Raw genomic sequence first — 17,151 nt, forward strand, 5'->3', positions numbered from 1 at the left:
TTTAATCCTAAACGAGAAGAGAGGGGTGATGAGAGATAAGCTCCACCCCCTCTCTATATTTTTAAGCTAATGGACTTTGGGTTGGGTGTACCGAGTCTTACACATCGGATTTTGAGCAAAAAATCTATCTATCCTGATAGTTGTTGTTGATCTTGGGTTCGTTTTTCTTGTGAAAACGTACCTTTGTCTACATACCGCTGTCGGGCTTTTTTGTTTCATTGCTATCCAGCTCGGATAATCCCTGCTCTTTGCGATATATTATTACTTCTCTACAACCTATCGAACGAGAAAGCCCTCTGAGTGGTTATGTAGAAAACCTCCTTGTATTCCGTCCCTGTTTTGAGGAATGACGCGGAACAGGTAGAGAATCGGGGAGTCATGTAAGCAAGCGACAATTACAATCTAAAACAACACAAATAGTAATGACGAAGAAAGTAGAAGTGAAGGATCTCCCCTATGTGGTGGTTCGCTTCAGCGGAGACTCCGGTGATGGGATGCAGCTCACTGGAACAATCTTCTCCGATCTCTCTGCCGTTTTGGGGAATACCATCTCGACCTTCCCCGATTTTCCAGCCGAGATACGAGCTCCTCAGGGTTCACTTGGAGGGGTATCTGGCTTTCAGGTGCAGATCGGTACCAACCAGGTAATGACTCCCGGAGACTTGGCCGATGTGCTCGTGGCAATGAATCCCGCAGCTCTCAAGGTTAATAGGAATCACCTCAAGGAACGCTCTATCATTATTATAGATAGCGACTCCTTTACTTCTAAAGACCTGGAAAAGGCTGAATACAAGACAGATGAGCCTTTTGAAGAAATCGGGCTGAATACACAGCAAGTAATCTCTGCTCCTATTTCGTCAATGGTTAAGGAGGGACTTGCAGAGTTTGGCTTGGATAATAAATCGGCCCTGCGATGCAAGAATATGTTTGCCTTGGGTCTGGTTTGTTGGTTGTTCAATCGTCCAATGGATCATGCTTTTGAGTATCTCAACAACAAATTCAAGAAAAAGGACGATATCCGTAAAGCCAACATTAAGGCTCTTACAGATGGTTTCAATTATGGAGCCAACACACATGCCTCTGTATCGACCTATCGCATCGAAGGGAAAAAACAACAAGCTGGTAGATACCTCGATGTCAATGGGAACAAGGCTACATCCTATGGTTTGATAGCAGCTTCCGAACGAGCTGGACTGAACCTCTTTTTAGGATCCTACCCTATCACCCCCGCTACAGATATTCTCCATGAGTTGGCTAAGCACAAGGCTCTTGGGGTAAAAACGGTTCAAGCCGAAGACGAGATTGCCGGTATTTGTACGGCTGTCGGAGCCTCTTTCGCAGGAAATTTGGCAGTAACCACAACTTCCGGTCCTGGTTTGGCTCTCAAGAGTGAGGCTATAGGTTTGGCTGTCATGGCCGAACTCCCATTGGTGATTGTGGATGTGATGCGCGGAGGACCTTCCACTGGTTTGCCCACCAAGAGTGAGCAAACCGACTTGCTACAAGCCCTGTACGGTCGCAATGGAGAGAGCCCTCTGCCTGTAGTTGCGGCTTCCACTCCTGCACAATGTTTTGAAGCAGCCTTCTGGGCTGCTAAGCTGGCTGTAGAACACATGACTCCGGTCATATTGCTGACGGACTCTTTTGTAGCAAACGGCTCTACAGCATGGCGTATACCGGACATGAGCTCCCTACCCTCTATCGAACCTAATTACGTGTCTAACTATAAGGAAGATCGGCCTTGGAAAGCTTATCGCCGTGATTCTGAATCGCAGGTTCGCTATTGGGCTATCCCTGGACAAGACGGTTACCAGCATCGTTTGGGTGGATTGGAAAAAGACTTTGATACAAGTGCCATCAGCACGCATCCAATGAACCACCAACTTATGGTACGCACCCGTCAGGCTAAGGTGGATTACATATCTAACAAAATCCCTGAATTGGAGGTACTGGGAGATGTTGAGGATGCCGATCTGCTCATCGTAGGCTGGGGAGGTACATATGGTCACCTCTATGCCGCCATGGAAGAGATGCATCTTAATGGCAAGAAAGTTGCCTTGGCTCACTTCAACTTCATCAACCCCCTGCCTCGCAATGCAGCAGAGGTACTGCTCAAGTATAAGAAAGTTGTCGTAGCTGAACAGAATTTGGGTCAGTTTGCCATGTATCTGCGTTCTAAGGTGCCCGGCTTCAACCCAATGCAATTCAACAGAGTGAAAGGCCAGCCCTTCATTGTGGCTCGCTTAGTGGAGGAGTTTTCTAAGATGATAAATGAATAAAGCCATGCAAGAGAATACAAATCATACTGCTTGCCCTGTGTACGAAGCAAAGAATTTCAAAAATGAGCAGCTCGTGCGCTGGTGTCCCGGCTGTGGCGACCATGCCGTATTAGCGACTCTGCACAAAGCAATGGCTGAGGTTGGCATTGCCCCGCATAATACCGCCGTAATTTCGGGTATTGGCTGTTCTTCTCGTCTGCCATACTACATGAATACGTACGGATTCCATACAATTCATGGTCGTGGTGCAGCTATCGCCACCGGTGTTAAGACTGCAAATCCCGAGTTGAGTGTTTGGCTCACCACGGGAGACGGAGATAGTTTGGCAATCGGAGGTAACCATTTTATACATGCCATCCGTAGGAATATAGATATCAATATTGTCCTCTTCAACAACCGTATCTATGGTTTGACCAAGGGACAGTACTCTCCGACATCGGCCAGAGGCTTTGTTTCAAAAAGCTCACCCTACGGCACTGTGGAAGATCCTTTTATTCCGGCAGAGTTGGCCATGGGAGCCAGAGGTAACTTCTTTGCTCGAGGCATAGATGTGGATATGCGCAATCTTCAGGACTGCATGGTAGCTTCTGCCAAGCATAAGGGAGCAGCTGTTACAGAGGTCTTGGTAAACTGCGTCATCTTCAACAATGGAATCCACAAGACCATCACCGACAAAGATGTAAGAGACGACAGAACAATCTTACTGAAACATGGTGAGAAAATGATCTACGGAAAAGACAAGAACAAAGGGATTGTTCTTGATGGTCTAAAGCTCAAATCCGTGACCATAGGACAAGATGGCTATACTATGGATGATGTGTTGGTACACGACGCTCACGAGCCTTCCAACACGCTACATATGATGTTAGCCATGATGAATGGTGAGGAGTTGCCAATTGCCCTCGGAGTAATACGAGATGTAGAAGCTCCTACTTATGACGAATCGGTGACTAAGCAAATCGAAGAGGTTCGTGCAACCAATCCGGCACGCTGCCTGTTGGACGTATTGAATCGTGAATCTCACTGGGATGTCGCCGATTGAGCTTTTATAGAGAATCTCTCCGGCAAGAATTTTTGTCGGTCTGATATACTTTGGGAAGGGCTGTCTCATCAACTTGAGACAGCCTTTTTCGCTCTCCCTTCTTCCTCTCTTTCCTTCTTCCTCCCTCTTTCTTCATCCTGTTATCCTCCAAAAACACTAAAGCAGACTTTACAAAGACTAATCAAGGCTATTTGATTAGTCGCACGATTGGAATACTATGATGGAAACTTATTCAGCAAAAGGGATTACTTCGTAACCCCTCCAAAAGGCTCTTGAAATAGTTTTTTAGTTGGACTTTGCAGAATAAAACTATTGAGATTTAAGAGAAAATGAAGTATCGAGTATGCATCCTAAAAATCCGAATGTCGATAACAATGCAGCAAATGCTGTATTGTGCAGTGGCATGAAAAAACTTCGGAGAAGAAATCCTTGTAAGGATTTCTTCTCCGAAGTTTTTTATTCCCTCCGCTGACAGGGAAGGATGGTTTGTTCCTTTTTTATCTTACCAAAGCAAAAATAGAGTATTACAAACCATGCTCTCCCAAATAGCGCTCGGCCTCGATAGCGGCTTTACATCCCGACCCAGCAGCTGTGATAGCCTGCCTGTAAAGAGGGTCGGCCACATCTCCCGCAGCAAAAACCCCTGGAATATTGGTTCGGGGAGTAGCACCCAAAGTTTTGATGTAGCCTTGTTCGTCAAGCTCTATATAGTCTTTGAATACACTCACATTAGGAGTGTGTCCGATAGCAAGGAAGAATCCATCAATATTGATATCAACCATCTGTTCATCCGCTTCACCTTTACGCTTTACGAGATGAGCGCCTTCCACTCCATTTTCACCAAATAAGCCAACAGTATTATGCTCGAACAGAACTGTGATATTTTCTTTGTTCATCACTCTTTCCTGCATCACTTTGGATGCTCTCAAGAAAGGTTTGCGAACAATCAAGTATACATGTTCAGCGAGGGAAGACAGGTAGAGGGCTTCTTCGCAAGCTGTATCACCACCACCTACCACTGCTACTTTCTTCTTACGATAGAAGAAGCCATCGCAAGTTGCACAGGCAGAAACACCCATACCGGCATATTTGGCCTCATCTGGTAACCCCAAATATTTTGCCGAAGCTCCAGTGGCTATGATGAGCGTATCGCACTCTATTTCCTTTTCTCCATCTATTGTAAGCGAATACGGAGCTTTGGATAGATCGGTAGATGTCACAATCCCGGTTCTGAGATCGGCCCCAAAGCGAGCAGCCTGCTTGCGCAAATCTTCCATCAACTCCGTTCCTTGAGTTCCTTCGGGATAGCCGGGAAAGTTTTCTACCTCAGTGGTAGTTGTCAACTGCCCTCCGGGCTGAATTCCTTCGTAAAGCACAGGGTTGAGATTTGCTCTTGAAGCGTAAATGGCTGCCGTATATCCGGCCGGACCGGAACCTATAATAAGGCAGCGTACATGCTCTTTGCTCATATGATTATTGTTTTCTGTTATGTGATTATAAACTACGCTACTATAACCGGATAAAGGGAGGAAAAGTTATGCATCCCTCTCCTTTTGTTGGACTTAATTACTCCGATCAATCTATTATATCAAATCCGGTGTAGGGTCTGAGGACTTGAGGAATCACAATTCCTTCCGGAGTCTGGTTGTTCTCAAGCAATGCTGCAACAATACGAGGAAGCGCAAGAGCCGATCCATTCAATGTATGACACAGTACGGTACGCTTGTTTGCCTCATCCTTGTAGCGACACTTTAAGCGATTGGCCTGATAGCTTTCGAAGTTCGATACAGAGCTAACTTCTAACCAGCGATCTTGAGCAGCAGAATAGACCTCAAAGTCATAGGTCAGGGCGGATGTAAAACTCATATCTCCACCACATAATCGCAGAATACGCCAAGGTAACTCAAGAGCCTCCACCAAGGTCTGCACATAGGCTACCATTTCATCAAGACGCAGATAAGAACGCTCCGGATGCTCAATACAAACGATCTCTACCTTATCGAACTGATGCAGACGGTTAAGCCCTCTCACATCCTTACCATAAGAACCTGCCTCACGACGAAAACAAGCCGAGTAAGCCGTATTGCGAATAGGTAAATCACTCTCCTTGAGTATGACATCCCGGTAGATATTAGTCACAGGCACTTCTGCTGTCGGAATCAAGTACAAATTATCAATCCCGACATGATACATCTGCCCCTCTTTGTCTGGCAATTGTCCTGTACCATAGCCCGAAGCCTCATTAACTGCCAATGGAGGTTGTACCTCCAAGAAGCCTGCTTCGCGTGCCCGGTCGAGGAAAAAATTGATCAAGGCACGTTGCAACCGTGCTCCTTTTCCTTTGTAAACAGGGAAACCAGCTCCTGTTATTTTGACTCCCAATTCAAAATCGATAAGGTCATATTCTTTGCAAAGCTCCCAATGTGGTAACTTTTTCTTGGAAAGATCCGGCATTTGGCCTCCCGTTGCCACACAAAGATTATCTTCAGCTGAAGTTCCTTCGGGTACCAGATCACAGGGTAAGTTAGGTATTGTGAGCAAGATATCTGTTATCTGCGTCTCTATCTGTACCAGCTCCTGCTCATTCTCTTTACATTCGGCTTTGAGTGTCGCCACGATAGATTTGGCGTCCTCGGCAGCTTGCTTGTTCCCTTGTTTAATCAAAAGACCGATCTCTGCAGCTTTCTTCTTCTGCAGCTGCAGAGAATCATCTACCTTCCTTTGGATACTCTTCCTTTTCTCATCGAGCTGCAAGACTGTACTAATCTGTTTTTGGGCATCAAATCGTTTGATAGCCAAACGTCTGATTACTTCTTCGGGCTGCTCGCTTATTTGCTTCAAGGTTAGCATATTACACTGATATTTTTACTTGCAAATTACATATTCGTCACAGCCAATCATCGAACTATGACAAAAGACAAAAGCGAACATCCGGAGGAGTATGAGCCTCGGAGGTTCGCTTTTCTTCTAATGAGATATGAGTCGCTCTCTGCTTATGCCTCCGCTTTCACAGAGACATATGAGCGGTTGTTTTTCTTGCGTGTAAATACCACAACTCCATCCACCAAGGCATAAAGAGTATGATCTTTACCCATACCTACATTTACACCCGGGTGATGCTGTGTACCACGCTGACGAACGAGGATATTACCTGCCTTTGCAAACTCGCCACCGAATAGTTTTACACCGAGGCGTTTGCTTTCTGATTCACGGCCGTTCTTAGAACTACCTACACCTTTTTTGTGTGCCATTGTCTGTTCGTTTCTTTGTGGTTAAAGTTATGCTACGACTTCTTTCACTCTCACTTCGGTAAATTGCTGACGGTGACCATTCAGCTTACGGTAGCCTTTTCTACGCTTTTTGTGGAATACCAACACCTTGTCTCCCTTCACAAGAGGAGAAAGGACTTCACATACCACCTTGGCGCCCTCAATCAGAGGAGTACCCACCTTCACAGCTCCGTCATTGTCTACCAACAGCACCTTGTCAAACTCAACTTCGGCTCCCAATTCAACACCTTTGATGTGATGAACAAAGAGACGACGTCCCTGCTCTACCTTAAACTGCTGTCCTTGCATTTCTACGATAACGTACATCTTTGCTTGTTATTCTGTAAGTTTTGCCCCGTAAGGTGAGACCCATTCGATCTACTTATCCTACCCTACACAGGATTTCGGGCACAAAGGTAGTATATAATTCTCGTCCTGCAATCTCGTTTCGGTAACGCTATCTTATTGAGCTTGCCAGCCCATTGCTGCTGCTCCAAGGATTGCAGCTTCATTCTCAGGAAGAGAAGAGCACAGGAGCTGCACCCCATCCTCATATATATGCAGCAGATTATCCTGCATCGCCTTGCGCGTGGGAGCAAAGAGCAATTCTCCAGCTTTAGTCAGTCCTCCGAAAAGGATTATCGCTTCAGGATTAGAGTAGGCAACAAAGTTGGCAAGTGCTTCCCCCAATATGGTACCTGCTTCCTCAAAAACACGGTTTCCTAACTCATCTCCTTTCATTGCAGCTTCGTAGACATCCTTGGCCGTCAGCTGGCTAGTCTGTTGTAGAGACAGAAGGCTTTTCTCCTTGTAGCGAGAACTCTGTAAATATTCCCTTGCAGACATGGCCACAGCCGAGGCTGAGACATAGGCTTCAAGGCAGCCCCTACGACCGCAAGCACAAGGACGTCCCCCCGGACGCACAATCACATGCCCCAGCTCTCCCGCCAAAGCCTCTTTGCCATAGACTAATTCGCCATTAGAAACAATACCACTCCCAACACCTGTACCGAGGGTGATGAGGATAAAATCCTTCATTTCTCGAGCCGCTCCATAGATCATTTCTCCAATAGTCGCAGCATTGGCATCATTATTGAGCACCACAGGTATATCAGTCAACTTACGGGTAGCAACCGAAAGAGGAATACCATTAAGCCATGGCAAATTAGAGGCCTTATGAATCTTGCCTGTAAAGTAATTGGCGTTGGGGGCTCCGATACCTATACCACGAATGGCTGTCCGATCGACATTGGCATCTATAACTCTGTGGATGACATTCGACAAATCTTGAATATAAGTCTCTGCATGCTGATAGCTATTTGTCGCCAGTTGTTCTGTCTGCAGAATATGACCGTCTTGATCCACCAAGCCTATCGTAGTAGTAGTACCACCAATATCTACACCCACAACATATTGGGATGTCCGAGAGACAATTTCTGTATTACTCATAGTTTGTGCTTGTCTGAAACTGGGTTATCGAATATTGCCTTTATTCACGACTTTCCTCGTGCGCACACGTGGAGAAAAAATCTTGTTGTAAATCCAATTGATAAGGAGCCACAGACCTATTCCACTCAGTACCCCGGCTATTACATCTATTAGATAATGTGCCTGAATGTATACAGTGGCAATACAAAGACATATGTATATAGGCAAAAAGGCCCAAAAGAGCTTCCGTCCTCCTTTAGCACGATAAAAGAAAATCATCACAATGGTTGTAATACCCACATGACTAGAAGGGAAAGCGGCTGTTGGCCGTTCTCCAACATGTTGAGACATACTCACCAATCGGTAGAATATACCCTCTTTGTGCCCAGGCCCTGGCAATAATTCCGGATGTGTGGCAAAGTAATTACCCACAGAAGGAAAAACACCATCATTTACTTGCTCCAATCCAATGGCAGGGAAGTAGTATTGTGGACCAGCTACAGGCAAGAATATATACACCAGATAGTAAATGAAGAAAGAGGCTATTATGACGAATGCGACTCTGTCTGCATTGGGATAGTCTACCGCTGTATAGAAAAGGGTAACCCCCACGAAAAGAGCAAAATAAAAGAAGTAGGAGAAGTGAATAATCTCGCTGAACCACCATTGAGGAAGGAGCTCATGAAGATAGAGTGCCGGCTGAGAATGGAAAAGGAACTGCTCTATCTCAGCAAAAATATGGTCATAATTACCGAAAAGAATGTGGAACTCATAGGTCTCCGGGTACCAGAAAGAAAGTAATAGCAGTTGAAAAAAGATACGCATCATCCAAGCCAGTTTGGATCGGGTACGCCGATAAACAAGGTATAAAAAGCTCATCCCCAGAATGATTTCACCCCTGTTAATGAGCATAAACTTAGCCTTGGGCAGCTGATCAAAAGAACAAAAGATGAGTATCGAAGTCACAAGGATATAAAAAAGACAGGCAATCTCTATGGATGCCAAAGCCCTGTGACTTTCGTTGATTGGCCTAAAGCAGGCCCGAAAAAAGGAGAGCAAAGGTTCCATGCTGTAGTTATCCGATGAAATTAGCTTTTCTATTTATCCCTTCTATTGTTCTTCAGGAGGTCTACCTATGCTTCTTTTTCTCGAAACTGCATCTTATACAATCCGGCATAGTAGCCATTAAGAGCCATCAAATCTCGGTGTGTGCCTTGCTCCACAATTTGTCCGTCACGCAGGGCGCAAATGATGTCAGCTCGCTGTACAGTGGAGAGTCTGTGGGCAATTACAATGGCGGTACGACCATTCATAAGCTTCTCCAAGGCTTCCTGTACAACCAGTTCTGAACTCGAATCCAAAGCAGAGGTCGCCTCGTCTAAAATTAGTATCGGAGGATTTTTGAGCACGGCTCTGGCAATACTTAGTCTTTGTCTTTGCCCTCCCGAGAGTTTAGAGCCTCGATCGCCAATATTGCTGTCGTACCTTTCCGGCATCTTTTCTACAAACTCTTGTACATTGGCTATCCGTGCTGCCTCTTCTATATCCCGCAGGTTCGCACTTGTCTGCCCAAAAGAGATATTGGCCTTTACGGAATCGTTGAAAAGAATTGCCTCTTGATTTACATTCCCCATCAGCTCCCTCAAGTCGTGGAGCTCAAACTTACGAATATCAGTATCATCTATGCAGATACTCCCCTTCTCGACATCATAAAAACGAGGCAATAGATCAACCAAAGTACTTTTGCCCGAGCCACTTTGACCCACCAATGCAACAGTCTTTCCTTTGGGTATCTCCAAGTTAATACCTCGTAGCACCCAATCTCCCTCAACAGAATATCTAAACCACACATCACGATAAGAGATCGATTGTGTGAATATGGGTTTTACCGGACATTCTGGTTCTGTGATTTCTGTTTTTGCCAATAAAATTTTGTCTATACGATCGAGAGAAGCCATCCCCTTCTGCACTGTATAAGCCGAACGACTCAAGTCTTTTGCAGGATTGATGAGTGAATAAAAAATAACCAAATAATAGATGAATACTGCTGCGTCTATTTCAGAACGATCTGCCAAGATGAGCGACCCTCCGTACCACAGCACAACGGCTATGGTAGCCGTCCCTAAAAACTCGCTCATCGGATGCGCCAACTGCTGACGGCTATACACCCGTATCAGAAGTGAACGGTAAGCATTATTAGCCTTGCGAAATCTTTCTCGAATTAGTGATTCCGCATTGAAAGCTTTCACAATCCGCAAACCGCTCAGAGTCTCCTCCACCATACTCATGAGCTGCCCCCAACGCTCTTGTCCTTCGTAACTTTTTCGCTTGAGGCTCTTCCCCACACGCCCCATCACAAAGCCTGCAATTGGCAATAAGACAAAGACAAAGCAAGTCAACTGCCAACTAATAGCGAGCATAGCAATAAGATATATGATGATGAGTATTGGATTTTTGAGTAAAGCATCAATGGAACTGATTACAGAACTCTCTATCTCACTCACATCTCCTGAAATACGAGCCAATATATCTCCCTTTCGCTCCTCCGAAAAGAAAGAAAGATCAAGCTGAGTAATTTTGTCATTGATCTGATCTCGAATATCGCGCACAACGCCTGTACGAAGAGGAATCACCGCATAGAGAGCCATGTAGGAGACACCTACTTTCAGCCCCGTCATGAGTACTAAACCGATAGCCAAGAAGACAAGTGTAGAAGAGGCTCCTTCGGTTCGTATCAATTCGCTCACATAATAAGAGAAGTTGTGTGAGAGCGCAGCTGTCCATTCTCTCCACCAAGCCAAAGACAAAGGACTGAACTCCGGTACTTGCTGCAAAGTTGTTACCTCTGCCTCTATGCGAAAAAGGATCTTAAGTATCGGCATAATCAGAGAAAAAGACAACAGGCTCAACACTGCTGCCAGAATATTGGAGATAACACTCCAAAGCACATACCATTTGTATGCCGGTACAAATCGCTTGATAAGTTGTATAAACTGCTTCACGGCTTTCCTGCTTGCTGTGTTATACTAAATGATGTGTATAAATGTCGAAGTAGGGTTGGATAATTCACATCAGCGATGTTTACGAAAAAAACCTTGCATCAGGGCGGCACAGTCCTGGGCCAAAATACCACTTTGGACTTGACAAGTCTTATGCAACAGTGGGGCTCGTCCAATCCGATTATACCCAAACTTATCCTCTGTCGCTCCATAAACCAACTTCCCGACCCTTGCCCATCCAATAGCCGCAGCACACATGGGGCAAGGTTCGACAGTTACATACAGGATGCAATTTGTAAGATATTTGCTACCAAGGTATTCACTCGCTGAAGTGATAGCCAACATCTCGGCATGGGCTGTCACATCTTTCAAAGCCTCCACTCGATTGTGTGCCCGACCAATTACTTTACCATTGCACACGACAATGGCTCCAATCGGGACTTCTTCTTCCCGAAGGGCCATATCGGCTTCCTCCAAGGCAAGCCGCATATACTGCTCATCGATGTTGTACTCTATCATTCTCTACTTCATCTCTTCCTCGCTGAACAGCATTGGGGCATTTTGTACAAAGCGAGAGAAAACCTCTTTCATGATAGTCTCTCTGAACCAACGCGCACGGTTGCTAACTCCAAAATCGGAACAATACTGACCTATGGCCTTCCATTCTTTGTCATTGAATAGCAGTCGTACTGCATGTTCACGCTTCATATATACCCTGTTTTTTCTTATCCTTTGCCTCCACGAGACCCGAGTCCTGCAAAAGTACTTAAATACTGCCATGGGAAAGAGACCGTACTGTTTGGGATAAACCTATACAGGAAAAGAGATTTTCTTGATTCATCCAGAATAGTTACGAATGAGGGAGGGGACGATCAGTGTTTTAGTTGTAATAAAAATAAAAGGGCGGCTTCTCATATTCCAGTAACAACTGATACAGATGCTCTCAAACGGAGATAACAAATGTGCATGCATTAGAGTAAAACAAAACTTGTTTGTAAATCAATTCTCCTTATATTCGCACCCAAATCGCCGTAGACAGGACGAAAAGCGAAGTTTTTGCTCAAAGCTTGCAATTCGGTACTGAGTAAAGGTTAGATCTTACTTCCTGATAGAATAGATTAGAAATGGAGATATTGACGATCGAGATTACTGATAGCAGTTTTGCTCTGTTTTTGAAATCTTCGGAAGAATTGACGCTTGGGTGATTGTGTTTGTTTTTTGAAGATGTCAAGCGAAAAGGATACTGAAAAAAGGAGTTTTCTCTTTCATTTTCTCTATCTTCGCAGTAGCAGCGGTATGCAAATCTCTCAGTTGAGCCAAACAGGGAAGACAGAATGGTGAGTGCATCCTCTGGGTATGAGTGTTTTATATAGAATCAAGTAAGTAATCAAGAAAGTTATAGTTTAAGTTAAACGCAAAAGGAAAGTCTATGAAAAGATTGACTCTATTCATCTTGTGCTTATGTATGAGCATAGGTTGGGCAGTAGCCCAGAATAGGACGGTGAAAGGTACCGTTATCTCTTCGGAAGATAACTTGCCGGTCATCGGGGCCAACGTGGTAGTAGTAGGCCAGACGACAATCGGTACAGTGACCGATTACGATGGCAACTTCACCCTCAGTGTTCCAGCTTCTGCAAAGCAGTTGCAAGTGTCCTACACCGGTCTGAAGACCGAAATTGTTGCCATTACCAACGACATGAAGATCACTCTGCACTCAGATGCTAAGGCCTTGGGTGATGTAGTAGTGGTTGGTTATGGTACGGGTCGTAAGATCAAGTCAGTAGCCGGGTCTATCGCCCGTGTATCAAGTGAGCAGCTCCAAGAAAAGCCAGTGGCAAACATCATGGATGCTTTGCAGGGACAAGTAGCCGGTATGAACATCGAAACCGGATCTGGGGACCCCAATGCTATTGCTAACGTACAGATCCACGGTACAGGTTCACTTGGAGCAAGCTCCTCACCTCTCTACATCGTAGATGGTGTGCAAACGACTCCTAGTGTGATTGCTTCTATGAACCCGAATGACTTCGAAAGCATCACGGTTCTTAAGGATGCCAATGCTACAGCAATCTTCGGTGCTCGTGCTGCTAACGGAGTTATTGTAATCACCACCAAGCGTGGTAAAAGTGGAGAAGCTTCTCGCCTGTCTGTAAGTACCCAGTATGGCATCTCTCAGTTGATCAACCGCGGTAATGTTGACGATGTAATGACAGGTCGAGAGTTGCTGACTTGGCAGGCTCGCCACGAACTATTCCGCGGAATTAAAGATCCAGACAAGTTGTTCCAACAGCTGAAGGCTGAAGGCTATGATGTCACCGAAACAGACTTTGATTGGCTAGATTTCTTCATGGGGAAAAACGCTCCTACAGTGCAAGCTGATGTTTCTATGGCTGGAGGTAGCGAAAAATCCAATTACTTCATCTCCCTCTCCTACTTTGACCAAGAAGGTATCTCTAGAGAGAGAGCTCGTTTTACAAAGTACAATGCTCGTATCAACTTCGAGTCTCGCATGAAGGACTGGCTCAAGATCGGTTTGAATGTAACCGGAGCTAACAACAAGTCAGAACAGAGTACTGGGTTCGGAAACGCTTTCTACAATGCTGGTACCTACGGAGCTATGCGTATGCCTCGTTATTATACTCCGTTAGATGAGAATGGGAATGTGAAGGTAGATCGATATACCCATACCTTCATGGCCCCCCTCTATTTTGCAGATTATTTCAATCTAAATGCTCCAGCTCACGGTGATGGCTATATCCTTGCGGCTAGTGGCTTTGCCCAATTGAATCCGATTAAGGGGCTAACCATAAAGTCTCTTGCAGGTGTGGATTTCAATGTAGATCGCTCCTCTGCATTCAATCTAGCTTCTGCTCGCTTAGGAGATGGTCTCGGTGGTAGGCGAGAAACCGTATCTCGTTCACGTCGCTATACACTAACCAATACAGCTGAATATAAACTCGACTTTGCTGAAAAGAACTTCTTGACGTTCTTGGCAGGACAAGAGTTTTTAGATTTCTGGGGAGATGCTTTCAGTGCAAGATCCAATGGTATGCTTGATGACCGTTTCATGCGTCTCGATCATGGCCAGCTCGGTGATTTCCTTTCTCGCCCATCTTCCAGTGAAGCTGCTTATGCCTATAACTCATACTTCGGTCGTGTCAACTATGATTACGAACACTTCTTCTACTTGGATGGATCTATTCGAAATGATGCCTCTTCTCGCTTTGGCAGCAAACATAGAAATGGTTGGTTCTACTCAGTAGGCTCAATGTTCGACTTCCATACCAAGTTTATGCCCAACAACGAGAAGGTATCCACCTTGCAACTCAAAGCAAGCTATGGTACTACTGGTAACTCTGAAATTGGCAACTATGCTCATCAGGCGTTACTGGGTGCTAACACCTACGATGGGAAATTGGGGTTGACTGTTGTCACAGCTGGCAATCCAGATTTAACATGGGAAACGCAAGAGAAGCTCAACGTGGGGGTTAATCTTGGTTTTATCCGTGATCGTATCACAGCAGAGGTAGATTTCTACATCCGTAATACTAAAGATATGCTCATGGATGTCCCCATGCCTTACGCCACTGGCTTTGGTTATCGCTACGAAAATGTGGGAGCTATGCGCAATATGGGTATAGACGTAACCTTCAACGCTAATTTGATTCAGACAAAGGATTGGCGCATTCACTTCAAGAAGACATTCAACTACAATCAGGAAGAAATTACAAGCCTATTTTATGGACTCCATGAGTATGAGATCCCTGGTTCTGGTATTCTCTACGAAGTAGGTAAACCCTCAGTGTTCTATACAGCCAAGTTTGCAGGCATAGACCCTGAAGATGGTCTTCCTATGTGGTACAAACCCGGCACGAACGAAAAAGTTAAGGAGTTTAATGATGTTCTCCTTAATCAAGCTACGGACTACCGAATTACCGCTCCTATCAATGGAGGGTTCTCTCTCAATGTTGCATGGCTCAAGACTGGTCTTAGTCTCCAAGCAGACTTCTCTTATGTACTGGGTAAATATTTGCTCAACAATGATAGATACTTCTTGGAAAACAACTCTGGTAGTGTTGCAACGAACCGTTCTCGTAAGTTGCTAAACGAATGGACTACAGAAAACAGACACACTGATGTACCTAAATTCGGGGCTCCTATGCAGTTTGATGATAGACTAGTTGAGAATGCTTCTTACTTGCGCATGAAGAACTTGCAGCTTTCTTATGCACTACCCAAATCTATTTTCTCAGAAAAGACAGTTCTCTCAGGTGCAAAGGTGTACGCAATGGCTCGTAACCTCTTTACAGTGACTAGCTTCACAGGGATGGATCCAGAGTCTCCTTCTCACATCACAAGGAACCAATTCCCTAACACCCGTCAATTTATGGCTGGCATGCAGCTCCAGTTCTAATCTCTCAAACAAATGAATAACACAATGAAAAAGATACTTTCAACCATAAGCGCAGGCTTGCTGTTGTTCGCTCTGTCTTCCTGTGACTTGACTCGCGATCCAGACGGTCGGATAGAACAAGGGCCGTTGGAGTCTTTCAAAGAAGTGACATTCTTGAGTGATGGTCTGTATTCGCACCTTCGCACAGCTGAGGTACCATTGAACACATCGTACAGTGATTATCAGACCGAGTATTATTACCGTACAAAATGGGATGGTGGTCAGCTCTTGGGTATCACTGAATGGGAAGAGTCTCGTATGCTTACAGACGATCACATCACCAACTATTTCGCTGTATATAGTGTGTTAAATATGCAGGCAAATTACTTCATTATGCGTGCACAGGAAGCTCTTGACAACACTGTAATAGCAAAAGCAGAAGAAATTCAGAAGACAAAGACTCTAATTGCGGAAGCCAAGGTAATGAAGGCCTTGGCTCTCTACCGACTAATGCTTCGTTTTGCAAAAGGTCCGTACAACCCAGCCACAGCTGCCCAGGAGATGGGCGTGTTCATCATGGATGGGTTCTCTCCTTTGGAAAAGCCTGCGAGAGCAAGTAAGCTGGACAGCTACAATCATGCCATAAAACTTATTGATGAGGCCATTGCACTTGGTTTGAATGAAAAAGAGGATGCTCCCTACCATATCAATTTAGACTATGCCTATGCCCTCAAGGCACGTATCTATCTCCAGATGCGAGAATGGCAAAAAGCGGTTGATGCTGTAGGCAAATTCATTGACAAATATCCTCTGGTAGATACCCAAAAGATGAAGACTACGGGGGAAAAAGTAGAAGCACTTAGATCTACTTATGCCAAGGGTAGTTCAGAAAATGTGGTAACACTTTATGCTGATCCCAAGGTGGGTAGCTTCGGTCAATTCTATGGCTGGCTTTCAGGCTCTTGGCAACCAGTTGACGAACAAAACCCCGATCCTACAGATTTGCAGGAGTTCATTGTTCCAAATGCAGCTTTGTCTCAGTGGACAGTGGCTCTATACAAGGATGAAGACCTACGCAAGATTGCTTATGTAGGTGAGTATAAGATTTTGGCTCAATTACCGATCCACCTACTCACAAAGTATATGGGAGACCCTGCTCTTGACATAGACAAAAAACATACGTCACACCGTTGTCCTGTTAATCTATTCAACATTGCAGAGGCTTACCTGATTCGTGCAGAAGCTTATTTGGAAATGAATGATAAGTCAAAAGGAGAAACAGACCTCGAGACTTTGATGCTTTCTCGAGGTATAAATGAGGAGTTTGGCAGTCTCGAAAACTGCAAGCGCATCTTACGCGAAGAGCGTGCACGCGAATTGATCGGTGAGGGAATGCGTCTGAATGATATGCTTCGCTGGGGTGTTGATTTCAAAAGATCTGTTCCTCAAGACAAGATTGCGACTTATTCTCCGGAATCGTTGGTTAATGAGATAGCTGTTAGTGACAAGCGTTTCACTTGGGAATTCCCAAGGAATGACCGTCAGGCTAACCCGAACCTCCATGGCAAAGGAAACTGGGATTAAGTATAGGCCGTTTCTTTATCTCCATCTCTACCCGATAGAGAAGAAATAAAGTAACAATAAGGGGAGAGGGTGTTGCAATATTTTTTGCAACACCCTCTTTCTATCTTTTAGAAATCCTTCTACCCTCCTAAGTGATTATTATAGCAGGAATATACAG

Annotated in this window: 13 protein-coding genes; 4 read left to right on the forward strand and 9 right to left on the reverse strand. The window is 44.9% G+C overall.

Features of this window, described 5'->3' with window-relative positions; translation table 11 throughout:
• The first annotated feature begins 422 nt into the window (after positions 1-422).
• Positions 423-2,279 carry a 2-oxoacid:acceptor oxidoreductase subunit alpha gene (locus DQN70_RS09055; protein WP_023940862.1) on the forward strand — a complete coding sequence of 619 codons (1,857 nt, stop codon included), beginning with the start codon at positions 423-425 and terminating at the stop codon, positions 2,277-2,279.
• 4 nt (positions 2,280-2,283) lie between these two features.
• Positions 2,284-3,321: a 2-oxoacid:ferredoxin oxidoreductase subunit beta gene (locus DQN70_RS09060; RefSeq protein ID WP_042226089.1), complete on the forward strand. Its 1,038-nt coding sequence runs from the start codon at positions 2,284-2,286 to the stop codon at positions 3,319-3,321.
• A 524-nt stretch (positions 3,322-3,845) separates the two neighbouring features.
• Here the strand turns inward: DQN70_RS09060 and trxB are convergent.
• The 9 genes from trxB to DQN70_RS09105 form a co-directional block, all read right to left on the reverse strand.
• Positions 3,846-4,790, reverse strand: a complete 945-nt coding sequence (gene trxB / locus DQN70_RS09065; RefSeq protein WP_023936353.1) for a thioredoxin-disulfide reductase — start codon at positions 4,788-4,790, stop codon at positions 3,846-3,848.
• 106 nt (positions 4,791-4,896) lie between these two features.
• Entirely contained in the window at positions 4,897-6,171 is a 1,275-nt protein-coding gene (gene serS, locus DQN70_RS09070; protein WP_023939634.1) for a serine--tRNA ligase, read from the reverse strand.
• Between the two features lie 143 nt (positions 6,172-6,314).
• The gene (gene rpmA, locus DQN70_RS09075) at positions 6,315-6,572 is read right to left on the reverse strand and encodes a 50S ribosomal protein L27 (RefSeq protein ID WP_023936351.1); all 258 of its coding nucleotides are present in this window, start codon (positions 6,570-6,572) and stop codon (positions 6,315-6,317) included.
• Between the two features lie 27 nt (positions 6,573-6,599).
• On the reverse strand, positions 6,600-6,917 hold the full coding sequence (gene rplU / locus DQN70_RS09080; protein WP_023936350.1) for a 50S ribosomal protein L21: 318 nt from the start codon (positions 6,915-6,917) through the stop codon (positions 6,600-6,602).
• A 135-nt stretch (positions 6,918-7,052) separates the two neighbouring features.
• On the reverse strand, positions 7,053-8,039 hold the full coding sequence (locus tag DQN70_RS09085) for an ROK family protein (RefSeq protein ID WP_023939637.1): 987 nt from the start codon (positions 8,037-8,039) through the stop codon (positions 7,053-7,055).
• A gap of 24 nt (positions 8,040-8,063) precedes the next feature.
• On the reverse strand, positions 8,064-9,086 hold the full coding sequence (locus DQN70_RS09090; protein WP_023936347.1) for a phosphatase PAP2 family protein: 1,023 nt from the start codon (positions 9,084-9,086) through the stop codon (positions 8,064-8,066).
• A gap of 65 nt (positions 9,087-9,151) precedes the next feature.
• The gene (locus DQN70_RS09095; RefSeq protein WP_023939639.1) at positions 9,152-11,020 is read right to left on the reverse strand and encodes an ABC transporter ATP-binding protein; all 1,869 of its coding nucleotides are present in this window, start codon (positions 11,018-11,020) and stop codon (positions 9,152-9,154) included.
• A 69-nt stretch (positions 11,021-11,089) separates the two neighbouring features.
• A complete protein-coding gene (locus DQN70_RS09100; RefSeq protein WP_023936343.1) occupies positions 11,090-11,536 on the reverse strand; it encodes a nucleoside deaminase in 447 nt (148 codons plus the stop codon).
• Positions 11,537-11,539: 3 nt separating this feature from the next.
• Positions 11,540-11,725, reverse strand: a complete 186-nt coding sequence (locus tag DQN70_RS09105; RefSeq protein WP_023936342.1) for a hypothetical protein — start codon at positions 11,723-11,725, stop codon at positions 11,540-11,542.
• Positions 11,726-12,446: 721 nt separating this feature from the next.
• On the opposite strand from DQN70_RS09105, the gene DQN70_RS09110 reads away from it, so the two are divergent.
• Positions 12,447-15,431 carry a SusC/RagA family TonB-linked outer membrane protein gene (locus tag DQN70_RS09110; RefSeq protein ID WP_023936339.1) on the forward strand — a complete coding sequence of 995 codons (2,985 nt, stop codon included), beginning with the start codon at positions 12,447-12,449 and terminating at the stop codon, positions 15,429-15,431.
• Between the two features lie 24 nt (positions 15,432-15,455).
• The gene (locus DQN70_RS09115; protein ID WP_023936337.1) at positions 15,456-16,994 is read left to right on the forward strand and encodes a RagB/SusD family nutrient uptake outer membrane protein; all 1,539 of its coding nucleotides are present in this window, start codon (positions 15,456-15,458) and stop codon (positions 16,992-16,994) included.
• Positions 16,995-17,151: the final 157 nt, after the last annotated feature.

The sequence above is a fragment of the Porphyromonas crevioricanis genome, assembly GCF_900476255.1.
In the GTDB taxonomy this organism is placed as follows: domain Bacteria; phylum Bacteroidota; class Bacteroidia; order Bacteroidales; family Porphyromonadaceae; genus Porphyromonas; species Porphyromonas crevioricanis.

Bases quoted from the DNA above. Each gene is read 5' to 3' on its own strand.
- DQN70_RS09055 (WP_023940862.1), top strand. From the start codon at position 423: ATGACGAAGAAAGTAGAAGTGAAGGATCTCCCCTATGTGGTGGTTCGC.
- DQN70_RS09060 (WP_042226089.1), top strand. From the start codon at position 2,284: ATGCAAGAGAATACAAATCATACTGCTTGCCCTGTGTACGAAGCAAAG.
- trxB (WP_023936353.1), bottom strand. From the start codon at position 4,790: ATGAGCAAAGAGCATGTACGCTGCCTTATTATAGGTTCCGGTCCGGCC.
- serS (WP_023939634.1), bottom strand. From the start codon at position 6,171: ATGCTAACCTTGAAGCAAATAAGCGAGCAGCCCGAAGAAGTAATCAGA.
- rpmA (WP_023936351.1), bottom strand. From the start codon at position 6,572: ATGGCACACAAAAAAGGTGTAGGTAGTTCTAAGAACGGCCGTGAATCA.
- rplU (WP_023936350.1), bottom strand. From the start codon at position 6,917: ATGTACGTTATCGTAGAAATGCAAGGACAGCAGTTTAAGGTAGAGCAG.
- DQN70_RS09085 (WP_023939637.1), bottom strand. From the start codon at position 8,039: ATGAGTAATACAGAAATTGTCTCTCGGACATCCCAATATGTTGTGGGT.
- DQN70_RS09090 (WP_023936347.1), bottom strand. From the start codon at position 9,086: ATGGAACCTTTGCTCTCCTTTTTTCGGGCCTGCTTTAGGCCAATCAAC.
- DQN70_RS09100 (WP_023936343.1), bottom strand. From the start codon at position 11,536: ATGATAGAGTACAACATCGATGAGCAGTATATGCGGCTTGCCTTGGAG.
- DQN70_RS09105 (WP_023936342.1), bottom strand. From the start codon at position 11,725: ATGAAGCGTGAACATGCAGTACGACTGCTATTCAATGACAAAGAATGG.
- DQN70_RS09110 (WP_023936339.1), top strand. From the start codon at position 12,447: ATGAAAAGATTGACTCTATTCATCTTGTGCTTATGTATGAGCATAGGT.
- DQN70_RS09115 (WP_023936337.1), top strand. From the start codon at position 15,456: ATGAAAAAGATACTTTCAACCATAAGCGCAGGCTTGCTGTTGTTCGCT.